The 23,351-nt window shown below is 37.5% G+C and carries 14 protein-coding genes; all 14 read right to left on the bottom strand.

All coding sequences use genetic code 11. The annotated features are described in order from the left end of the window. Nucleotides 1-28 precede the first annotated feature (28 nt). Nucleotides 29-952: an ROK family protein gene (locus tag ACFRAE_RS08310; protein WP_422796677.1), complete on the bottom strand. Its 924-nt coding sequence runs from the start codon at nucleotides 950-952 to the stop codon at nucleotides 29-31. A 59-nt stretch (nucleotides 953-1,011) separates the two neighbouring features. Next, nucleotides 1,012-1,860 (bottom strand): sugar phosphate isomerase/epimerase family protein, encoded by an 849-nt coding sequence (locus ACFRAE_RS08305; RefSeq protein ID WP_422796676.1) that lies wholly within the window; start codon nucleotides 1,858-1,860, stop codon nucleotides 1,012-1,014. An 18-nt stretch (nucleotides 1,861-1,878) separates the two neighbouring features. Next, a complete protein-coding gene (locus ACFRAE_RS08300; RefSeq protein ID WP_422796675.1) occupies nucleotides 1,879-3,942 on the bottom strand; it encodes an alpha-galactosidase in 2,064 nt (687 codons plus the stop codon). A gap of 377 nt (nucleotides 3,943-4,319) precedes the next feature. Beyond that, nucleotides 4,320-5,825: a hypothetical protein gene (locus ACFRAE_RS08295; protein ID WP_422796674.1), complete on the bottom strand. Its 1,506-nt coding sequence runs from the start codon at nucleotides 5,823-5,825 to the stop codon at nucleotides 4,320-4,322. A gap of 20 nt (nucleotides 5,826-5,845) precedes the next feature. Continuing rightward, nucleotides 5,846-6,418, bottom strand: a complete 573-nt coding sequence (locus tag ACFRAE_RS08290; protein ID WP_422796673.1) for an SIS domain-containing protein — start codon at nucleotides 6,416-6,418, stop codon at nucleotides 5,846-5,848. A gap of 1 nt (nucleotide 6,419) precedes the next feature. Beyond that, nucleotides 6,420-7,394 carry an ROK family protein gene (locus tag ACFRAE_RS08285; protein WP_422796672.1) on the bottom strand — a complete coding sequence of 325 codons (975 nt, stop codon included), beginning with the start codon at nucleotides 7,392-7,394 and terminating at the stop codon, nucleotides 6,420-6,422. A gap of 65 nt (nucleotides 7,395-7,459) precedes the next feature. Then, complete coding sequence (locus tag ACFRAE_RS08280) at nucleotides 7,460-8,695, bottom strand: cellulase family glycosylhydrolase (protein WP_422796671.1); 1,236 nt, start codon at nucleotides 8,693-8,695, stop codon at nucleotides 7,460-7,462. Nucleotides 8,696-8,809: 114 nt separating this feature from the next. Further along, on the bottom strand, nucleotides 8,810-10,687 hold the full coding sequence (locus tag ACFRAE_RS08275; protein WP_422796670.1) for a RagB/SusD family nutrient uptake outer membrane protein: 1,878 nt from the start codon (nucleotides 10,685-10,687) through the stop codon (nucleotides 8,810-8,812). A gap of 10 nt (nucleotides 10,688-10,697) precedes the next feature. Then, entirely contained in the window at nucleotides 10,698-13,781 is a 3,084-nt protein-coding gene (locus ACFRAE_RS08270; protein WP_422796669.1) for a SusC/RagA family TonB-linked outer membrane protein, read from the bottom strand. Between the two features lie 120 nt (nucleotides 13,782-13,901). Then, nucleotides 13,902-16,517, bottom strand: a complete 2,616-nt coding sequence (locus ACFRAE_RS08265; RefSeq protein ID WP_422796668.1) for a family 78 glycoside hydrolase catalytic domain — start codon at nucleotides 16,515-16,517, stop codon at nucleotides 13,902-13,904. A 157-nt stretch (nucleotides 16,518-16,674) separates the two neighbouring features. Beyond that, nucleotides 16,675-17,697 carry a LacI family DNA-binding transcriptional regulator gene (locus tag ACFRAE_RS08260; RefSeq protein WP_422796667.1) on the bottom strand — a complete coding sequence of 341 codons (1,023 nt, stop codon included), beginning with the start codon at nucleotides 17,695-17,697 and terminating at the stop codon, nucleotides 16,675-16,677. Nucleotides 17,698-17,993: 296 nt separating this feature from the next. After that, the gene (locus tag ACFRAE_RS08255; protein WP_422796666.1) at nucleotides 17,994-20,447 is read right to left on the bottom strand and encodes a ThuA domain-containing protein; all 2,454 of its coding nucleotides are present in this window, start codon (nucleotides 20,445-20,447) and stop codon (nucleotides 17,994-17,996) included. 260 nt (nucleotides 20,448-20,707) lie between these two features. Next, a complete protein-coding gene (locus tag ACFRAE_RS08250) occupies nucleotides 20,708-22,291 on the bottom strand; it encodes an ATP-dependent DNA ligase (protein ID WP_422796665.1) in 1,584 nt (527 codons plus the stop codon). Then, nucleotides 22,288-23,304, bottom strand: a complete 1,017-nt coding sequence (locus ACFRAE_RS08245) for a ligase-associated DNA damage response exonuclease (RefSeq protein ID WP_422796664.1) — start codon at nucleotides 23,302-23,304, stop codon at nucleotides 22,288-22,290. Before ACFRAE_RS08245 ends, ACFRAE_RS08250 begins: the two co-directional genes overlap by 4 nt. Nucleotides 23,305-23,351: the final 47 nt, after the last annotated feature.

Below are 23,351 nucleotides of genomic sequence, written 5' to 3'. Positions count from 1 at the left end.
TTTTTCGTTTTCTTTCGGTAATAACTTGTTATAATGAATTTTTAGCCAGTTCTAAAGCTCCTATCGGAACGACCTCTTCTCCTAATGTGGAAATTTTTAGTTCAGGAATCGGTTTTAATGCATCCATTACATAATTAGGTAATTGATTTTGTATGGGTATAAGCAGATAATCGCCTAATAAGGAAATTCCGCCGCCAATAATGAGTATTTCAGGATGGAATAAATGCACAACATGCGATAAAGCGAATGCAATATCATCTGCAATTTCCATCATCAATTGCTGCGCATCTTGATCATGCTGTGCTAGGGCTTGGCCTAACCATATTGACTCGGGTCCAACTTGGTCGGCGCTTAATTTGGCTAGTAAACTATGTTCATTTTCTTCCAGGTATTTACGAACCCGAAGGTTAATAGCCCATCCTGAACACGCGGATTCTAAAGTGTCACCTTGCTTGTTTAATCGAATATGTCCAATTTCCACTTCCCCAGGTAATTTGCCGTGATAAATCTTTTGATTTAATACAAAACCTCCACCTATACCACTCCCAATCGTCATATAAAATACGCGGTTTTTATCTTTTCCTGCGCCATGAATAGCTTCCCCTAAAGCAGCTACATTTGCATCATTTTCAATAAAAACTGGCAATCCAGAAAGTTGTTGTAACCAATTTTTAAGGTCAAACTGATTCCATCCATCTACCTGATGCGAAAGCTGAATGGTTCCATCCATCCAATTGACAGGCCCTCCAAAACCGACAGCAATGGCTGTAATGCTGGGTAAAATATGATTCCAATCCGCCAAGCATTGGGCGATAGTCGATTGGATTCCCTCAGCACCTTCTGTTGTATTGATTTTAAATCGAATGGATTGCAAAATATTTCCTTTTCCATCGCCAATTACCAGTTGAAGCTTAGTCCCTCCTATTTCAATTCCAATATATTTTTTTTCCATTTATGTTCTTGATATAGTAATCGATTCGCATTTTTTCATGCCAACCTTTCTGCTAAAAATTAAGGTATTTGCGTTAATACTTGCTGATAATAGGCTACGCTCTTTGCAATTTCTGGAACATTGCCGTGTAAATCTCCTTCACATTCCAGCGATAGGACACCTTTAAAATGCTGTTGCTTTAAGATTTCTAATAATGGTGCTATTTGAATATCTCCAGTACCCATTACCACATCTTTGCCATCCTTGGCAATATCTTTAAAATGCAATTCAAAAAGTCTGCTACTCACTTTCTGAAGGCTCTGCACCGGATCCAATTGCGATCTATACCAATGTCCTACATCAGCACATACTCCCATTAATTCACTTTTACCTTCAAGACTTTTCATTACTGTATCTGGATGCCAGTAAATGGAAGGACTAGCATGATTGTGTATAGCTACTTTTATTTGATATTGATCGCATAAAGTGGAAATGTAATCTAAAAGCGCAGGTTCAGGTTCAGACACGATATTTTGAATGCCCATTGATTTTGCAAATTCAAATAATTGCACCCATTCTTCTTGCGTTTTAGGACTAATTACGCCGAAATCTACCAATTGCACGTTATTAGTTGCCAATAGATCCAAAACCTTTCCTCTAGTCAGGCTATCCATATTGAAGGCCATACTCCCTTCAATGCCACCACCTATTGCTTGGCCAGGGAAACCGCCTATACGATCTATTCCCAATTCTTTGGCTTTAGCAATGGCTTCTGCAAAGGTATTATCCTTAAAGGTATAGGCTAAAATAGCCAGGTTCCAGTCTACTTGGTTTTCTGTATTACTTGTGGATTTTTGCCCCTGATTACAGGAGCTAAATACCATCGTAAAAATCAAGGCAATAGCTAGTTTAAATAGTGATGTTTTCATATATAATATCATTTAGGTTTATTGAACAGCGGCATACTTTAATAAAATGGAACTGCGAGGCTGTTCTAATGTTAAAGTATATCCATCGATTAATTCTTGACCAGATTTTACTTGCTCTTCTTGAGTATCGTAATTTTTGATCTTGTATTGTTTATTGGGTTTTATTCCAGATAATTTCACTTGAATGGATTTATCAGCCGCTTTATCTCTGCGGAAAGCAACAATAAATCCGGAATCATCGCTTGGTTTATTGAGTTGATAACCTAACCATATTTGGTCAATGGTCATATCTGGATGAGCAGTCAGTGGATAATAATCTTCATAGAAATAGGGTCTTACTTCTTTAAATTCATTCATGCAATTTTGCATATCAATGATATTGGCTGATTTATCGGTTATTTTCCAATTGAATACGACTGATGTACCTAAACTAGACCTGAAGGTAAACTTATCACTCTTCTCTACGCCTGTTCCAGTTTGATTTAAAAAGAAATTCAATCCGTAGGTATGGGTTTGATAACCTATGGGCTCCCCATAATGATAATCTGTCCTCCACATCGGTGCGCTACGCTTCATTGTCTCAAAATCTATACGTCTACCACCGCTAGCACAATTATCTACAATAGCTTCAGGAAAACGTTCAAGAAGGTAATCCCAGAATGCATACAAGCCTTCTATATGGCGAATTTCCTGTATGCCTCTTCTTCCTGCTTCATCATTTTGTTCCCAAAAGTTATCGACAGACATGTTGAAATCTTGACGGTAATAATCGATTCCATTTTCTTCCATAAAATCACCAATATATTGGCAAAGCCACTTTAACGCTTCTGGGTTTCCAAGGTTAAACAGGTGCGCATCGGCGCCTTTAGCATCCAACATAAATTCGGGATGTTCTACACTCCACTTAGTTCCCTTAATCACTCGTTCAGGTTCAAACCAAACCATAAACTTAGACCCTACCCGATGTGCGGCTTCGGAAATAGGCTTTAAACCTCCCGGAAAACGCACAGAATCGATTTCCCAATTACCTACCGTATTTGCCCAGTTTTTATTGTTAGCAACATCTGCCGATCCAGTATACCAACCGGCATCCAACCAAAAAACTTCTGGCAACAAATTAAATTGCTTATACCGATTGATTAAGGCAATTGCATAATCTCCTGTAAGACAGGTATACTCATTGCAAGGGAAAGGATCGCCATAATTAAAACTGTTGGACATCGGATATTCGGCTGGCTTACCATTAATTTGGTGCGTCTGATGTTCAAGCATAAAGCGTCTAAAATTATTGTGTCCAACCATACGATCTTCTCCTTGCCAGAATAATAAGCATATACTAGCTGTACGAATGGATTCTTGTGGTTTTAAATAGGCATCAAGATATTTTAGACCAGATTTGAATTGAAGCTCCTCTTGTTGGGCATGACTAAAATTCGCTTGCCAAGTTCCTGTCCAACCTACCGCTGCTATAACGCCTTCATGACTGGATGAGGCGATATTAAAAAATGGAAATGCATTGTCTGATGAACGTCCACTTTCTGGAATGATTTGCAGGGATTCCCCAATTTTAAAAGTTTTCACACGAGGATTAAAATCTGCTTTGGAAACATGGGTGCCATCTGCATAATGTAAATCGATGGTATTGCTGTTTTTAAATTGAAATGCCGCATCTATGGTTTCTACCGTTTTGATCTGACCTGAATTGGTATTTGTCAAGTTATCAAAGTGCAGTACCCATTCCACCGCTTGATATTTAGGGTATGCATCAACTGCACACCTCACTTTTAATTTGGTCTTGGGGTCTGTCCAAGAAAACTCATACGCTTTGGAATCAGGGTTTGAACTCTGCAATTCTTTCTTTTCAAATTTCCATTTCTTAATGAAGGCTTGTGATGCTTGACCATTGTACTGAAATGAAAATGGAGGAATCGTCTTTGCATTAAATTGTTGATCAACCCACTTATTAATTTCAATAGCTGATTTTTGAAACATCATATTCGATTGCCCCTTCATTAAGATAGGTAGGCAAAATAGACCGTATAAGAGCAAAGACACTCTCCAATAGTGCTGTAATCTGATCATAGTATTTAAAATTATTGGCGGTTTAAAAGAATCTGCATAGGTAAAAAGATTCCTTTTCTTGCCTGGTTATTGATTAGGTTTAGAATAATTATACGCTTAAAAATATCATATTTTTAGCTGATTTGAAAATTGCGCAAACAAATACATGCTTATTGGCTTAAATAAGATTTCACATGCTTTGTTTTAATATTGAAATACGCTTTTTCCTCATCTTTACTTTTCATATTGGGGCTTATCCCAGTTGAAATTATAGCTAAATGATGCTAATAAAAAATGATTTTCAAGTTCAACCTTTTGAATATACTAAAAACGAACTTCCTGCTAATGAGTGTATTCATTTGAAAAATCATTTGCTACTATTTCCACAAGGTCCCGCTTTATTCCTGCTTTAATAAAACAGTTGAATTCTTTTTAACCTTAATGGTTAATTTTCCCTTTTTGAAATCAACTTTATCTGAAGCACGGATTAATTCATCCCCTTGAGGGAGCGCATTTTCCTCATATCTAAATACGGAAAATTGACCCTCCATATTCGCATCTTCTAATGAAAGGGATTTGTCGTCCTCAGAACCATTGGCAAAGACATAAACCCATTTGCCATCAACATTTTTAAATCCAGTTCCAATGGCAAAGTCATCCTTCAAATCAATAGGATATATTTCAGCATTCGGCTTTAAGTGTTTTGTTAAAAGCGAATAGGCATAATATTGTGGTCTTACTTCATAATCCTCTTTTATACGGTGATAGGTCGAATCTCCTTTATAGGCCTCTTTAACATATTTCCACAATCCCAATTGTTGCATTTGTTGATAATCTGCGTCGCGACCATAATACTGATCGATAAGACTCCAATAACTGACGCCTGATGCCCCTGCATTAAAGAAATTAAGCACTAATCGAGTCATAAGAACACCACGCTCATACAAATCGATATCGCGTTGTCTAGTGGCACCTACGGTTTGATTGGAGCCAAATTCCCCGACCAAGTGTTTTTTGCCTGCCTTCTTGGAAATGTTTACATTATTTTGTTCCCATTTAAAAATGGTATCATTTGGAGTATCGTAACCAAAAATATAGGTATGGGAATTAAAGATATCTGCTTGCTCTTGCAGGTTCGCTGCACAGTCTTCTAAATAAAAGGTCCTTGTATCGGTATTATCGGATAAATTGAAATGTATTTTATCTCGTAAACCTTCTGTTTTGAAGCGCGTATCTAAAACTTTTGCCATTTTAATATATTCCGTCGATGTTAATAATGGTCCCCCATCAGGTTCATTCATCGGCGTAATTTCATTTACACAGGTATAGTTCCGATCTTCAATTAGATGCTTGATTAAAACCGCATAATTCTCTGCCCATTCATCGTAATCTGTAGGCCCCGTAATCCATACATCTTTTTTACTTGGATCTGCCATGAAGGAAGTTTTTACATGGGCATAATTGGGATCTAAAGGTGCTACATGCACCGGGCAACCCCAAATAACAATACAAACGGCCATGTTATTTTCTTGGGCTATATCCAACACTTTGTATAAAGATTTCATCTCCGGAGAATCAAAGGTGAACTTAGAGACATCCGTAGTGTGCGGATCTGCATTATCATTTACCGGTTCAAACCATTGAGGTTGAACCATCACACGCAGCTTTTGCAATTCCATTTTTTTCACTCGTTGCTCTACCAGTTTCCAATCTTCTGCTTTTGCACCATCTTGTCGGGTAAGATTTTGAGAAAAAAAATGAGGATCTAGTTCTGCACCCATGGCTTCCAACTGAGTTCCTGTTGCCGTTCCCAAGTGTACAGATTGATAGGTTCCTTGGGTTTTACAACTACTGAATGAAATACTTGCAATAGCAAATAAGGTAGGTATCGAAATTTTGTTCATAATATCTGTTTTAAATAAAACTAACCTAATTGATGTTCTATAGCTTCTATTAATGTATGAATGATTTTGATATGTATTTCTTGAATTCTATCTGAATACGTTGATTTCGGACTGCCTAACACGATATCCGACTCGTTTGCTAATACATTGGGTTCATTATGCGTGAGCGCAATGACAGCTATCCCCATGGTTTTGGCTTTCCTGGCGGCACGAAGTACATTTTCCGATTTCCCACTGGTACTTATTGCTAATAAGACATCGCCTGATTGCCCCAACGCTTCCACATATCTTGAAAAGATATCCTCAAAGCTAAAATCATTTCCTACGCATGTCATATAGGCTGGATCGTTGATGGCGATGGCAGGAAATGGGTTGCGGTTTTCGCGGTAACGACCTGTAAGTTCCTCTGCGAAATGGGTAGCATCGCATAGGGAACCACCATTGCCACAAGAAATCACTTTACCCCCCGCTCGTATTACTGAGGCTATAAGTACCGCAGCTTTTTCGATTTGTATTTCTGGCTTACTGGAAATAAAGGAATCTAATATTCGTTGCGATTCCAATAAGCTATTTACTATTTTTTCTTGAATCATATTAAATAATATTGGCTGCTACCGATAGCGCTGAGTAAGCGCCTATTTGTTCGGCTAATAAGGCAGGTAAAACTTGGCAAACCTGTGAAGAGTTGGTCAAGGCTTCTTTGTGAATTACTTCTTGTATGATAGGTTCCATTAAGGTCAAGCATCGGGTATAAATCCCCCCAATTACAATCAGCTCTGGATTTAAAATATCGATAAGCAGGGATAAACCACGCCCTAGCTCCCTGGCGGAAGTCTCAAAAATCTGAATGGCTAATGGATCCCCACGATAGGCTTCGTCTGCTATTTGTTTCGCGGTAAGGGAATCAAGATCAGCGATGGAACACCATGCGGTATTTATGCCCATTTGATATTTTTCAAGGATATACATTTTGGCAATTTGAACAAGCCCTCCTCCACTGCAGAAACCTTCAAATGAACCTGCCTTTCCATAACCCACAGGACCAAAGTTCGCTAAACGGATATGTCCTACCTCTCCCGCATTATCATTGGTTCCGGTATACAATTGATTATTTAGTATTAATCCAGCACCTAGACCTGTTCCGAAGGTAAGAAAAATCATGTTTTTAGCTCCCTGTCCTGATCCAAACTTCCATTCTGCTAAAGCACAAGCATTTGCATCGTTTTGTAGGCCTACTTTGATGCCAAAATGAGCATAAATAATAGCTACAATTGGGACTTGATCCCAACTGGGAAGATTTGGAGGTGATAATATGATGCCTTTTTCACTATCTAATGGCCCACCGCAGCTGATGCCTATAGCAGCAATATCTTTCGGATTTAAATGGTGCTTTTTCATCAAACCCTCTACAGTACTTAGGATATTCGCGATCGTTTCTTCTAACTCGGTAGTGTTGAACTGCAGTTCCTCCACTAGGATTAATTTATCCTGCTTTTTTTTTCCATAGGTTATTGCACATTTTGTCCCGCCTATATCAATACCAAAAATCTTTTCTTCTTTATCGTACATTACTCTTTTTTCACTTTTTGAAACTTGCTTATCTGTTTAAGATGAAATAATTATTTCTGATAGAATTAAGGATTCATACGGCTATTCACTTTCATAATTTCTTGAAGCATATATTCCCTCGGGCCATTATTGGGTGATACGTTTATTCCTTCTTCAGTATCATGAGGAGGATAGTCAAATACCCACATGGCAGATATTGGAACTTGATGGTCTTCTACAGCTTTCAAAATTTCCATAAATACTGCCCTAGTATCTTCACCATACTTTGCTTGTTGTGCGCCCCATTCGCCTAAGAAAAGTGGTTTTTTCAATGCTAATGCTAGTTCCATACTGCTCCCAACTAAACCATCTATATCCATTATTTCATCAGCGAAATATCCTTCTGTACTGCTGGCTTTATACAGGTGACTTGATAACACATTGATCGGATCCGGATTCTGTAAGGCAAAAATCTCTTTAAATTCAGATTTGCTGTCTTTCGTCCAGTTTTTATGTTTATGAAGATGGTAGGCTGATGGTCTTGCTATAGCATTTCCAGATATGATGATTCTTGATGCATCTAATTTTCGAATAGTATTGCCGAAAGCTTTCATCATGACCAACAAATCATTGCTTGACAATTTATCGGACTTACTGCGGGAATTGGGTGTTCCCAAGGAAGGAACTACAGGTGGTAAGTTGCTGTCATCTCCTGGCAGGTCTACCAACAGGTTGACTTCATTCCCTTGCTCCCATCCCCAAATAGCTGGGGAATTTCTATACCTTTTTACCACTTCTTCGATGAAGTTGTTCATGAATACGTGGGTTTTACTTTTTGCATTTCCCCATTGATTTACGGGTTCTCCTACCAAATCAGGTACCGTGGGCGTATGCCAAAAGAAAGAAGGAATTAAACCAATACCCCGATCTTCCGCCGCTTTTACAAATGCATCTAAACTCTTAAAATAGGCTTCTTTGTCATTTCGGTATAAATCCCAGTTTTTGGGCCAATAGCCATTGATAGCAAATCGAATAAATGGAATTTTTCGTTCTTTTAAATAGTCCAATCCCTGAATATAGGACTGGTCATTTTGACTTCCTGGTTCTAAGGTTCTGATAAACGCATTGAAATAATTTACGCCTATACCCCGAAAGTTTTTTCCATTCAACAATAATGTGCCTGTGGAAGATACGGACAAACCTGGATAGCTCTTCATATCTTCTTTAGGGTCATCTACTTTTGCTTCTAACTTTTTATCGGAACATGATATTCCTACAAATAAGACGAATAAAAGGAGGTATTTCATCTGTTTCTTAACCATAAGTTTAGGGTTTATTTATATTATCATCCCACTCCTTAAGGATACTTATTTTCCTTAAGGAGCTTATTAATGGGTTTTTAATAATTGGAATGACGTTCAACAACTTTTCAAATTTTAATAGCCTGGATTTTCTACCAGCTGTGGGTTAGCGGCAATTCTGGATTGCCCAATTGGAAAATAATAATTTTTCGCCGGAAAGGTTGGTTTTTTAGCTCTTCCATCAATATCCTCTATGAAATCAAGTCGATATTTTCCCGATGCCGCATCATATATATAGCGTAATCCGGAATATGTTCTTGTAAGGGATGATTCGGCTGTTCTCCAACGACGTAGGTCCCAATACCGGTGGTTTTCAAAAGCCAATTCTACTTTTCGCTCATGGCGTATTTTCGCTTGGTCTACACTCCCTAATGGAGCGATTCCCGCACGTTCACGAATTTGGTTTATGGCAACTAATGCTTCGGAAGTTTTTCCTAGTTCAAAGGCCGCTTCAGCAAAATTCAATAATATCTCCGCATACCTGAATATCAAATAATCTGTGGTAGATTCACTAAACCAATTGAAATTATTGGCATTTGGATCTAAGTATTTCATGACTCCAAATCCGGTATTTGGTGTATTTCCTTCTTTAAAACGCACTAATTGATCGCCTACGGCTGCTAAGCCTTCATAGGAATCGTAACGTCCATCCAGCAATTGATTTTGACGAGACATGATCCCATTATGCATATCAATTTTATTTGCCCCTAATGGTCCTCCAACGGCATCCTTCCAAGTGGTTCCATGTGTCCAGACAGTCGCAAAGAATCTTGGGTCTTTATTTCCCCAAAGTTCCTCCATCGTCCATAACCTACTCTTCGCATATGCACGATCTATTTTTCCACTTGTACCATCCTTCATTTCAAATTCTTCCACGAAGTCCAAATACGGTCCATGATAGTTTCCTACCCCCCAAACATTGGGTCTAGGACATTCTACCATATCCCAAGACCACCTGTTAGATCCTCCATCTAAAAAGCCATTTCCGGAATGCTGTTTTACCATAATAGCTTCTACATTACCTTTCTTGATAAAGATATTTTTGAAATTCTGTACTTTATCTGCATCTCCTTGATATAATGCAAAAGGACCTTCTTGTATTATTTTATTGCTGGCATCATAACTCTTCTGGTAATAGGCTGTTTTTTCAGCATTCTCAAATCCCAATACTCCACTTAATTGCTTGGTTCCAAATTGAGCAATACTGCCCGCAAATAATGCTGCGCGGCTTTGTAGTGCTAAAGCTGCCCATTTGGATGCTCTTCCTTTTTCGGCACTGCTTGGTAGTATTGATGCGATTTCATCGGTCTCACTGATGATAAAATCATAGATTTCTTTTTCCGTATTCCGCTTTGGATACAACACTTCCTCTGGATCTGAAAGTTCTTGCACCTTGGTTATTAAGGGAACACCACCATATCTTTTGACCATTGCGAAATAACAGAATGCACGGAGAAACTTCGCTTCCGCTATTCTTATTTCGATGTTTTCTATACTGGATGCTGCAGCTTTCTCGATAAAGTTGTTTAGATTTCTTATGCTATAATAGGCATTTCCCCACCACTGCAGTTCTGTTCCATTGGCCTGAATACCATTCTCTTTCATATCCAATAAATGCGCTTGTCCACCAAAATTATATTTTGCTTCATCGGCGATTTCATTGGTTCTAACAGGTCCTTCCATTTGAGCACTAAAACCCATAATAGTACCGAAATCATTACCATCACGGTTCATTGGTGCGCCATTCCAAGTGTTCATTAAGCAAATGGCATCATTGACCATGACAGGAACATTCGAATATAGTTCGGTCAAATGGGCCTCCAGTAAATAGGGATCGGACCATACGACGGCATCGGTATATCGATCTGTAGGAACTTGATCCAATACCTTATAACAAGAAGTTAAGCTGGCAGTAGCCAATAGTATGTATGCTAAATTAAATTTTCTTTTCATTGCTTTAAGTTTAAAAAGTTAAATTTACACCTGCGCTCATCGTGTACTGTTGAGGATAATATACCCCAACTCCAAATCCTTCAGGCATCTCAGGATCTACTCCAAATTTGTTTAAAGAACTCATCGTCCATAAGTTGGTTCCAGCAACATAAACCCTTAATCGGCTAATACCTGCTTTATCCAAAATATGATTTGGCAAATTATATCCAACAGCTAAATTCTTCAATCGAACATAAGACGTATTATGATTTCTATAATCCGAATAAAATCCATTGGTCGATGAACCTGAAGGTCTTGGTTGTAAAGCATCTGCTTTATTATTGTCTCTAGGATTCCAATAGCTGGTATAATTTAATTGTGTAGGTCCACCATCAAAATTCACATTGGTTGTGTAATCAAATGCCCCTTGTAGCAAAGCTGATAAATCAAATTGTTTATACTTAAGATTGATATTTGCACCAAAGTTCCAATGTGGTTCAGCACCTTTACCAATTTCTTTCATATCACGCCAGTTAATAATACCATCTCCGTTTAGATCCTTATACCTAACGTCACCTGGTCTTAAAGAACTATTGTCGTTATTTAATGCCTCAAATGTATTCGTCCATTGATTAATTTCTTCTTGACTGGTAAATAATCCATCAAATACATACCCTATTCTTCTGTCGGTATATTGACCACTTCTCTTGTATAACCTAATCTCATCTGAATCACTGTAAATAGGTTCATCAATGTAAATCCATGAAGAACGAGAACGTGAAATATTACCGGAGATATCGTAAGTGATTTCCCCTGCTTGACCTGTAGTTCCTAATCTAAATTCAAACCCTTGTGTACTTTGATCATTCAGGTTCTCTACGGGTAATTCAGCACCAAATGATGATGGTAATGACATGGATCGATTACCTGGTATTCCGGAGCGCTCACGATAGAAGTATTCCAATTCACCATATAATTTTCTGTTCCATAAAGCGTAATCCAATCCCACATTATAGATTTTCATCTGCTCCCAAGTCAGATTAGCATTCGCAAGACCTGCCGGAATAAGTCCCGTAATTAGCTTATCGTTAATGGTGTAAGTACCATCAAACTTAAATCCTGTTAAATAGGCAAAATTCGCGACTGCATCATAACCTGAGGTTCCGTAACTAGCACGTAGTTTCAAATTATCAAACGCTGGAAGATTCGCCATAAAGTTTTCCTTCGCAATATTCCATCCTGCGGAGATACTTGGGAAATATCCCCAACGATTTTGTTTAGAAAATCTGGAAGAAGCATCAGCTCTTAGGATCGTCTCTACCATGTATTTATCCGCATAATTATAATTAAGCCTTCCTATCCAAGATATTCGCCCATTATTGAAACTGGAAGAGTAATTTGCTGCGGTAGTAGGATCTCCTGCAAACAATTCTTCTAAAGCCATGGATTGAAATCCACCCCTTGAAGCATCAAAAGATCTTCCTTTCTCGTTGATATATTCATACATGAATAAACCAGTAAAATTATGAACGGATTGAAAGGAATTACTATAGTTTAAAGAGTACTGTTGAACGATTTCAGAATCCATCGTACTTGCTCTACTCAAATAAAGTGGATCTTGAGAACTTCTAACAAATGTATACTGGTCAGTATCTCCATTGTATGTATAGAATCGTTCTTGATTTTTAACCACTTTCTGGTCATAGCTATTATTACGATAAATCACATTTCCTTTAATATTTAAACCTGGAATTTGCGCAATATCATATTTCAATTCACCACGGAACTGCGTAGTACTATTGACGCGATCTTGATACCCACTCTTATCGGAGTTGGTTGCCCATATTGGATTACCATAGGTTATACCAGCGTAGGCTATATGGTTTGGATCAGGCAATGTTAAAGGAAACGAAGGATCTGCTGCATACACTAAATCCCTCCAGAAATTATTATTGCTTCCAACACCATCAGCCCCAGAAGGATAAAAACGTTGTTCTTTAAAATATTGAATATCCATTAATGCAGTCAATTGACTGGTCACTTTAGCTTCCATATTGGTTTGGAAATTATAGCGATTATAATTTCCACCATTTGTTTTTAAAATAGTCTCTTGACGGTTTGCCCCAAAATATCCGTAATATTTTATTTGATCAGATCCACCAGAAAGCGATAAATTATGATTTTGCTGCGGTGCAAATTTCCGTATCGTTTCATCAAACCAATTCGTATTTAAATACTTCGGATCAGACCCGTCTCTAAACTTTTGAATTTCCTCCGCAGAGAATGGAACTTGATCTGCTGGTTTTTCAGAATTAATCCACTTATCAACTTCAAATTGTGCGCGTTCAGCGGAAGTTGCTGGTCTAAACACTTTTGTTGAACCTTGAAGACTTAAGGAAGAGTTTACAGCGATGGTTGGCTTTCCAGCTTTACCTCTTTTAGTAGTCACTAAAATAACTCCATTACCTGCTCTAGCCCCATAAATCGATGCTGCACCATCCTTTAAGATGGATACTGATTCGATTTGATTTGCATCTAAATTATTTAAGTTGGTCTCAATACCATCTACTATGACCAATGGACTTCCAAACCCACGTATATTTAAGCTTGCATCATCAGCACCAGGAATACCGGAGGTTTGTTTAGAGATTAAACCTGGTAATTGTCCTGCTAATGTTTGCGTCACATTAACTTGTGGAGCAACGGTAATTTTATCTGTTTTTATTTGAGAAACAGAGCCCGATACGGTAGCCGCTTTTTGCTCGCCATAGCCCACCACCAGTACTTCGTCTATAACTTCCTCATTTTGAAGCAATGTAATCACTTGTACCTGTCCAAAATTGGCTTTAACAGTTTGTGGTTGATAACCCAAAAAATTGACTAAAATTTCTGAATTTTTTCTGACAGCTAATCGAAACTCCCCTTGGTTATTGGTACTCGTTACATTCGAAGTATTCCCAACTTCAGATACTGTAGCTCCAATAATAGGCTCTAGTTTTGTGTTTACAATTCGGCCGGTAAGGAGCTCAGATGCTCCTTGGTTTTGGCTATATGCAAAGCCAATACTGGCCAGCCACACGCCAATAAGCGTGACAATAATTTGCAATTTTTTCATATTCGTATTTATAGATTTATAGTTTTTTTACAGTGATGCTAAGTGGTTAATTTAACAGCACGAGGTAGATTGCATAGGGGTTCCCGATTATGATGTATCCATATTTAATGCGTTTAAATGCTAAAAAGTAAATTCATATTTTCCACTTCCTACTTCGATTTTTTTATCGGTATGAATAGTCGCTGTGCTGTTTGGAGGTATTTCAACAGACAGTGTAATTTTACCATCCACTCTTTTCCAATCAGCAATGATGAGCCCTTTTACAGACTTGTAAGAAGCTTTAGCAAATTGAAGATCTTGAATGTAATCTGGTTTTATGATAATATGATCAAATCCAGGTCGATTTTCATCATAGTTTATCCCAGCAATGGTATTCACCATCCAAGCACTCACATCGCCTAAGAACACATGATTAATTGATGCATCCCTAAAGTCTGGCGATAAAACCCAAGTCTCTCCCAAGGTGTTTAATCCCTGCTTTATCCAATATCCCCATGAAGGAGCTGTTTCTTTTGAGGCCATTTTATAAGCTGTTTCAGCATATCCATACTTAGAAAGCATCCGCAAAACATATTTACTGCCTAACACGCCAAAATCCAAATGATAATCATTTGACGCAACAGCCTTATTCAAATTTTCAGCAATCTTACCCTCCAGTTCTGTAGGCACAATTCCCAATGCCAATGGAACAGCGTATGATGTTTGTGTACCATTTGCATACATTCCCTTTTCCTGATTTAAATATTTGCGATTAATGAGGTCCTTTAACTCAGCAGCTTTCTTTAAGTAAACCGATGCATCCTTTCCAAGCTTTTTACTGAATTTGGCCATTAAAACTTGGTCATAATAATAAAAGCAGGTACTGGTAAAATCAGTTGGCGTTTGGGCTTTATAAAAAACCCAATCTCCAATACCCCAGGTAACGGTACCTTCCGCATTTTCACGATTCTTCAAATAGGCTAAATAGCGTTCACAACTTGCATACACTTTCTCTATTGCCTTAGCATCCCCATAATAACGCTCCAAGGCATCTGGCAAAATAAACATGGCGGCATCCCATACTGGACCTATCCAATCGTCATAGCCCCAACCAGCGCTAGGTATGATTCCAGAAATATTTCCTTCAGGTTTTTGATTATCCACAAAATCATCTAGCCACTTCTCATAAAACGTAAGTGCATCATAATTTAAGAGTGCGATATCAATAGCAAGGTAACCATCGGCAGTCCAACCATTTTTTTCACGTTGTGGGCAGTCTGTTGGAATACCTTGAACATTGTTAAGGTATGTTTGCTTGGTAGCTGACCAAATTTTATTGAGTAACTCGTTAGAACAACTAAATTCCCCAACATCCTCCATATCGGTATGGATAAATTTACCTATCAGCGATTCCTTCGTTAAATTTAGAGGTTTACTCGTCTTAACTTCCACATACCGAAAACCATGATAAGTAAATGAAGGGGTGAAATGCTCCTTGCCAATGCCTTTCAAAATATAAGTATCTGTTTGGAACTCGACATCTTTGATCGGTTTATAATAGATATCGAGATTTCTCATCTCTATCCTTCCTGAAGGTTTAATTAATTCTCCATGCGTAAGCGTTACTTTAGTCCCTTTCTCCCCCTCCACTATCAACTCACATACCCCAGTAAAATTAATTCCCATATCAAAAACATACACAGAATCTCCAAAGGATTTTATAGATACCGGATCATAGGTTTTTGTCATTTTCATTGGCGGCATCGCTTGTGCAATCAACAAATTGGAAGGCGCCTTCACTTGAATTGCATGATCCCATTTGCTATCATCGAATGAGGGCTGATCCCAACCATCAAATTCCAAATTTGCATCATACCACTCTCCACTATAAATATTATTATAAACGTGCGGACCTGTATTCGTTTTCCAAGTCTCATCGGTAGAAATGATTTCCTGTGTACCATCTGCATAGACTAATTGCAATTCCATAATCCATTGCGCTCTATTTCTCCAACGTGCTTTTTCAAAGTCCCAAGTGGCAACAGGTGCATCAGCATTGAAAAATCCATTTCCCACGACTGCATTTAATACATTTTCACCTTGCTGGATTAAATGAGAAACATTTTTTACACTATAAATATTTCGTTTATCATAATGAGTGTATCCTGGATCTAAAACTTCAGGTCCTGAGGCTTTCCCATTGATTTTTAAATCGTAATACGCTGCAGCACTCACATAAACAAACGCAGACTTTACCGGCTTTTGAACAGCAAATTGCTTTCTAAACATAGGTGCAGGACCAAATGATTTATCATGCTTATCACTTATCCACGCTGCTTTCCAATCGGTTTGATTTATTTTTGCCGTACGGAAACTATCGATTGCAGATACATTTTCATTACCTGAATAATCCCAAATTCTAACCCGCCAATAATACCATTGATGGGATTCTAGGGGGTTATCACTCGCAAAATGTCCTAATCCTTGAGGGTTTTCTATTTTACCCGAATTCCATAATAAAACATTAGATTCCACATCTTTTGATGTTTTTCCAATTTCAAGCTGATGGAATTTCTGTTTAAATCCTTCGCTTGTTTCTGCACTATATTTCCAATTAAATCGCGGCGATTGAACATCTATGTGAATTGGTGAAACTTGATATTCACAGCGCAGTCCATCTACTGTTACCTGCTTAGATTTACAGGAAAAAAACAACAAAGTAGGTAAACAAATAATCAATTTTAGAATAACTTTCATAGGATTATTTTCTGATATAAATGATTGTTAGGTTTAAATAAAACAACTAATAAACTCCAATATAAAAATCAACTTAACTAGTTAAATAAGTATTCAACAACAGTGTATCACTATATTGACCACAATATTATTGTTAGTTAATCCGCTAATCTAATGTTCAACTTCTATACTCAATAATCGTTGAAAGCATTAATTGATTCAACGCTGGTCGAGCATCCGGATTTTTCGATAAATTCCTTTTAAATTTTATTTGATCAATTAATATGTTCACGGCATTAATTGAGATTTCTTCAACAGGCATTTTTGCGACATTTATTTTAGGTGCTAGCACTTTAAATATAGGTTCTTCGTGAATACTTGCCATTTCAAAATCTGGAGCAATCCCCTTATCGTAAAAATATTGAAATGCCTCTAACGCTAAAATTTGTGTACTAAACACAAAAGCATCCACGTTGGGAACTTTTTCAAAAATTCCATCCAATACATTATACAAATTGCGCTCATAGCCTTTAAAATCAACCTCGCCAATTAGCGCAGTATTAATTGGAAAATTCCACTCTTGAATAGCCTTTTCATATCCTTCTTTACGAAATGACATCGTTGTTAAATAGGAATTCGTCGTTATGAATGCAATATTTTTGCAGCCTTTTCCTAATAAATGCTTGGTAAGCAAGTAACAACTCTCCAGATTATTAATGACGATGTAATTCATATTCAATTCAGGGAAATAACGATCTATTGTCACTAAAGGATAATCCTCTGCAATTAACCGATTGATCTCTACCTTTGAGCGTTTGGTTGGCGCTAGGATGATACCATCCACACTTTTTGATTTGAATAAACGAAGAATCTCCCCTTCCCGATCAATATCAGATTCAGAACTACTAATCATTAATGAATACCCTTTTTTTCTTGCATTCGCTTCAATTTCCTTCGCTATGGCAGAATAAAAACTATCAGAAATCGAAGGCAGTATAAGGCCTATAGTTTTTGTTTCTCCGGTATTCAAGCTTCTAGCAATTAAATTAGGCTCATATCCTATACTATTGGCATAATCCAAGACCTTTTTAGCCGTAGATTCACTGATGTTCTTTTCTGAAGCTTTTCCAGATAACACCCAGGAAACCGTAGTTTTAGATAAATTAAGTGCTTGCGCTATGCTTTTTAATGATATTCCCATTTAATTAACTAGTTAAGTAGCTTTCACTATGCATATTATCCATACATGACCGATAACTATTTTACTTAATCGGTTAAGTAACCCTATAAAAAAATTATAATCCAATACTTTGGTCTTATAATCCTGTATTAAAAAAATAAATGTGTGCTCGGTTTATAACTACAAGGTAGAAATTAAAAAGATCATTTCTATAATTTTTTTAAATTTATTTTGATTTGGAAAACAAGAGCCGACCCGTATAAACAAGAAAAGGTGCGATTACTCGCACCTTTTCTTTTAATTATCTTAAGCATTTTTTATAAAGAAAGAATCCAGTCTACCATTTCTTTTACTTCCTCTTCTTTCATTCCTGGGTGTGCTGGCATCGCTACTTCACCCCAAACTCCACTGCCACCATTAAGAATTTTACTTATTAATAGCGCAGAAGCGTCCTTATTATCTTTATATTTTTTAGCCACATCTTGATACGTTGGACCTACTGATTTCTTATCTAGTGTATGACAAGATTTACAATCAGATGCTGCAATTAGGCTTTCACCCTTAGGTGTAGAACCCTCTTGATGTCCCATTGGGCCATCTGGTTTATCATTACCTTCAGCTTTCTTTCCATCCGCAACCTGTTTGTTATTGGATTTAGGATTGTAATCTACTCTAGAAATTCCAGAATCTGGATTTTTACTAAACCAACCACTACCATATTCCAATACATATATTTTACCATCCGGACCTACTTCCATATCGATAGGATTAGCAAATTTTGTAGAACCCATAAAAGATTCCATTTTATCAAAATCTCCATTTGGCAACATAGAAACTACTTTTATCCAACCACGAATCCAATCGTATATAAATAATTTACCTTCGTAGTATTCTGGATACCTAGATTCTTTAGGGAATAATTCAGCATAATAAATCGGCCCAGTCATCGCATTACGACCACCAGATCCAACTTGAGGAAAATCTACCGATGCTGCATATGGATACCAAATAAATGCCGGTTGTGCGGCAGGTAATTCTCTTAATCCAGTATTGTTTCTAGAATCATTGATTGGTTTACTTGGATCGTAAGCCTGTCCACTTTCACCTGTCTCATAATTATAGGCAACATAAGCATAGTTGTCGCCCACAAAATATGGCCATCCAAAATAACCTGCTTGACGTGCTTGGTTTACTTCATCGTATCCTCTAGGACCACGCACAGGGTTATCCTCATTAGCATCTGGACCAACTTCTCCCCAATATAAAAACCCATTCTTTTGATCAACAGAAATACGGTAAGGGTTTCTATTACCCATAACATAAATTTCTGGTTTGGTTTTCTCTTGGCCTTTTGCAAATAAATTGCCTGCAGGAATATCGTAAGTACCGTCTTCTTTCATGACGATTCTTAAAATTTTACCGCGCAAATCATTGGTATTTCCAGAAGTTCTTTGTACATCATATTGCTCATGACCTTCACGAGAGTCTCTCGGTGAATAGCCATTACTTACAAATTTTTGTCCTCCCTCATCAAATGGCGTCGAGTTATCACCTGTGGATAAGAATAATACACGATCTTTTCCGAAAGCTAATGAACCACCTGTATGACAACAAATATTACGTTGAGAATATAATTGCAAAACGATCTTTTCAGAAGCCATGTCTAATTTATTGTCTTTAAACTCAAATCTGGACAAACGGTTTACTGATGTATCTTTTGGACTGTAGTAAGCATAAACGAAATTATTTTTTTCAAAATCAGGGTCTAATGCCAATCCCATGAATCCTTCTTCCGCATTTACATTCGGCACGGTGGTTTGATGATAAACATCTAGCAGACCAACCTGAGTAACAGCCTTTGTTTCCTGATTGAATAACATTAACTCACCACGACGTTGAGCAACTAATATATTAAGGTTTGGCAAAATAGCCATTTCGGTAGGTTCAGAAAACTCACCAAAACCCATCGTTACCTTTTCAAAATCTTCTTCTGCCGGTACTCTGATTGTTTTAGCTTTTTTATAATCTAACTCATAGTTATCGCCAATCGCATATTGAATTCCTCCTAATAGTTGATTTAAAAATTGAGCATCAGAAAAACTAGCGTCTTGATGACCTACTGCTGTATAAAAAGAACGACCGCCATCATAATCATGATACCATGATATTGGACTGTCTTCTTTAACTGCTGGATTATTAAGAACATCCTTTCCTACTTTAACTAATACTTTAACATCAGGATTCATGTTTTTAAATGTTGGCCATTCGTCCGTAATCTCCCAAGTATCGTTTAACGTTTTAGTAGATGCATGTGATTTATCTACAATGGATAATTTAGCATTCTTTACTTCCGTGTTCGAAGCGATATATCCACCTACCAAACGACGATACCATCCCCAGTCGATTTCAGTCTCTGCCGCTGTATGTATTCCGACAAAGCCTCCGCCTGCTTGAATATAGCGCTCAAAATCTGCCTCTTGATAATTGTTCAATACATCCCCAGAAGTATTTAAAAACACTACTGCAGAATAATTCTTCAGCGAGTCTTCGTTAAATATATCGGCATTGCTTGTTGTATCTACATCCATCTTATTTTCCTGGCCTAATTTAAGTAAGGCTGTATTACCAGCGGCAATAGAGGAATGTTGGAATCCAGTTGCTTTACTAAACACTAATATCTTTGGATTTCCAGAACGCTTTTGCTGACAGGAACTAAACATGACCACTAAAACCAGTACCATGCAAGCCTTCGTCAATAAATGTTTAATCATACGATGATAAATTATATTTGATTAGGTTTGGTTAATCTGAAAAATCAAATTAACAACAGTTTAAAATTTGAGAAACAAATATGCAATAATAATTTTAGTTAAAGCTATGCCATTCAAAAATTTTACAAGAATTTCCTTTCAATTATAAATCTTTCAATTTTATTATTGAAAAATCACCTCATTTACATTTCCTACCTAATACAATAGAGAGGAGATCCAAGGAATTGGAAGAATAAAAAAACATGGAATCTACAAGCTTTTCAATCGATCAACTCCTTCAAAGTCGATAAATCATCAATTTCCGAAACATCCTTATCTCGCCGCCAACGCGCAATTCTTGGAAATCGAAGCGCCACACCTGCTTTATGCCTTTTACTCCAAGAAATTCCCTCAAAAGCAATTTCAAAAACTAATTCTGCTTTTACAGTACGCACAGGTCCAAATTTCTCCAAACTATTGGCATTGACGAACTTACTGACTTCCTTAATTTCTTGATCTGTTAAACCGGAATAGGCCTTGGCTATCGTGACTAATTGTTCACCATCTCGAACAGCAAATGTATAATCTGTAAAATAGCTACTCCTTCTACCACTTCCTTTTTGAGCATAGATTAACACGGCATCAATACGTAAGGGATCAACCTTCCACTTCCACCAATCGCCTCTTTTCCTGCCTACATGGTACAAAGAAGAATTCTGCTTTAACATCAGACCTTCACTATTCATTTCTCTAGAGGCAGAACGTATACGTTTCAAATCATCAAAACTCTGAAATGGGATTAGCTCTGACATTTTAATCCTTGGGTTAGTTTTTTGCTGATGATACAATTGCGTTAAAGCGGCTCTCCTTTCCAAAAAACCTCGATCTCTCCAATCGACCGCATTCAACTCCAACAAATCATATAGGAATATACCTATGGGTACCTCCTCCAAAATTTTAGGGCTTAATACTTTCCGATTCAAGCGTTTTTGCAACATAGCGAAATTAAGTATTTGCTGATCCTTAAAAGCTAGAATTTCACCATCCAGCACAAAATCCCCTTCCCAACGCAGAAAAACTTCTAGCAATTCAGGAAATTGCTTACTGACCAATTCTTCCCCTCTAGACCAAATAAACACTTCACCTTTTCGTTTGATGATTTGCCCTCGAATCCCATCCCATTTATATTCAGCACTCCAACTGCTTAAATCAGTCAAGGTTTCTTCTATGGATCCAATAGGATGAGCTAAACAAAACGGATATGGTTTTGACAAATTGGTATTACTATAGTCTCCTTGAATGAGTTTTTCAAAGGAGGTATCTTCCATCGACCAATCCCCCATAATGCTATGGGAAACAGCGCTGGGTTCCAATTGATAATAACTTGCAATCGCGTTAATTAAACTCTGACTAGATATTCCTACACGAAAGCTACCTCCTAACAATTTGTTAAATATAAACCGTTCCAAATGAGGCAAGGCGCCCCAAGTGTTCTTGACAAATTCTTTCTTCTCCTCCTCCGTTTGATTTTTTAACCCTACGATTTTTTCCATCCATTCTGAAAGGGAGTAATCCGTATAACCTGTAGGAGCAGGAAGCATTAATGATATAGTTTCACTTAAATCTCCTACCGAAGCATAACTCTCTAAAAAAAGCCATTCCGGAATATCCACAAGTTCCAATAACCACGATTTCATCAATTTGGTATTCACCATTCTTTTAGGCCTTTTTCCAGTAAACAGCGCTAAAAACCAAAGTTTATCCTGATCATTCCCATCGCTTAAAAATTCACGGATAGCTTCTAATTTTTGATTGGTTTTATTCGTGCTATCTAAACGATTAATTAATTTTGCAAAAGCTCTCATTCTTCCATTCCTTCCATCAACTGCGTTTCTTCATCATCATTAGAAAAAGCGGTTTTCACCTCCTCCGCTGCTATCCCTAATTCATTCAAATATTTAGCAAATACGGCAGTCTTTCCATGGGTGACGAATACTTTCTCTGCTTCGCATGAGCGTACTGCCAATAGTAAGTCCTTCCAATCCGCATGATCACTCATCGCAAACCCTGCATCTGCACTACGCCAACGTCTAGCCCCTCTTACAGCCATCCATCCTGAACACATGGCATATGCCATATTGGGGATCTTCTTGATGATATTTGTATCTAATAATGCAGGTGGAAGAATGACCACTTGCTGATCCAAAAATTTAACATCTTCCCGAAAATCAACCAATTGATAATCAGCCAGCGGGATTCCGACCTCTAAATAGGCTTGATTCATTTTATGAATAGAATAATGCACATAGGTCGCTGAACTATCTCCTATGGCCTGTAAAATACGCTGAGCTTTCCCTAATGAATAGCCTATAAAGACCGAAGTCTTGCCATAGCTTTTATTTTGTAGCACCCAATCTTGTAGTTGCTTATTCAACTGAGCTATCGATGGCCATTGGTAGATGGGCAGGCCAAAAGTGCTTTCAGTCACAAATTCATGGCATTTAACAGGCTCAAAGGCAGTAGATAAATGATCATCTTGCAACTTATAATCTCCAGAGACTACCACTATTTTGCCTTTATATTCCATTCGTATTTGTGCAGAACCCAAGATATGTCCTGCTGGATGAAATGATACTTTGACGCCATTGATTTGGATAGGCTCCTGATAAGCAACTGATTGAATTGAAATATTAGCTCCTAAACGGCTTTTTAAGATCAACACGGAATGATGATGACATAAGTATTTTTTCATCCCCACTCTTGCATGATCCGAGTGACCATGCGTAATTAACGCATAATCTACAGGTAACCAAGGGTCAATATAGAATTTACCGGGAATACAATAAATCCCTTCTTTTCTAAACGCAAGTACATCCATATCAAATTTAACCTAAAAACAACCAAAATGTTTGATAGCCAGCCTCA

It is taken from the genome of Sphingobacterium sp. HJSM2_6 (assembly GCF_049316305.1).
GTDB lineage: Bacteria > Bacteroidota > Bacteroidia > Sphingobacteriales > Sphingobacteriaceae > Sphingobacterium.
The sequence above is the reverse complement of the archived record's forward strand: the minus strand, read 5'-3'. Positions and strand labels throughout refer to the sequence as shown.

What these genes read in the sequence shown, in the direction of transcription:
- ACFRAE_RS08310 (WP_422796677.1), bottom strand. Translation starts at nt 952, where the DNA reads ATGGAAAAAAAATATATTGGAATTGAAATAGGAGGGACTAAGCTTCAA.
- ACFRAE_RS08305 (WP_422796676.1), bottom strand. Translation starts at nt 1,860, where the DNA reads ATGAAAACATCACTATTTAAACTAGCTATTGCCTTGATTTTTACGATG.
- ACFRAE_RS08300 (WP_422796675.1), bottom strand. Translation starts at nt 3,942, where the DNA reads ATGATCAGATTACAGCACTATTGGAGAGTGTCTTTGCTCTTATACGGT.
- ACFRAE_RS08295 (WP_422796674.1), bottom strand. Translation starts at nt 5,825, where the DNA reads ATGAACAAAATTTCGATACCTACCTTATTTGCTATTGCAAGTATTTCA.
- ACFRAE_RS08290 (WP_422796673.1), bottom strand. Translation starts at nt 6,418, where the DNA reads ATGATTCAAGAAAAAATAGTAAATAGCTTATTGGAATCGCAACGAATA.
- ACFRAE_RS08285 (WP_422796672.1), bottom strand. Translation starts at nt 7,394, where the DNA reads ATGTACGATAAAGAAGAAAAGATTTTTGGTATTGATATAGGCGGGACA.
- ACFRAE_RS08280 (WP_422796671.1), bottom strand. Translation starts at nt 8,695, where the DNA reads ATGGTTAAGAAACAGATGAAATACCTCCTTTTATTCGTCTTATTTGTA.
- ACFRAE_RS08275 (WP_422796670.1), bottom strand. Translation starts at nt 10,687, where the DNA reads ATGAAAAGAAAATTTAATTTAGCATACATACTATTGGCTACTGCCAGC.
- ACFRAE_RS08270 (WP_422796669.1), bottom strand. Translation starts at nt 13,781, where the DNA reads ATGAAAAAATTGCAAATTATTGTCACGCTTATTGGCGTGTGGCTGGCC.
- ACFRAE_RS08265 (WP_422796668.1), bottom strand. Translation starts at nt 16,517, where the DNA reads ATGAAAGTTATTCTAAAATTGATTATTTGTTTACCTACTTTGTTGTTT.
- ACFRAE_RS08260 (WP_422796667.1), bottom strand. Translation starts at nt 17,697, where the DNA reads ATGGGAATATCATTAAAAAGCATAGCGCAAGCACTTAATTTATCTAAA.
- ACFRAE_RS08255 (WP_422796666.1), bottom strand. Translation starts at nt 20,447, where the DNA reads ATGATTAAACATTTATTGACGAAGGCTTGCATGGTACTGGTTTTAGTG.
- ACFRAE_RS08250 (WP_422796665.1), bottom strand. Translation starts at nt 22,291, where the DNA reads ATGAGAGCTTTTGCAAAATTAATTAATCGTTTAGATAGCACGAATAAA.
- ACFRAE_RS08245 (WP_422796664.1), bottom strand. Translation starts at nt 23,304, where the DNA reads ATGGATGTACTTGCGTTTAGAAAAGAAGGGATTTATTGTATTCCCGGT.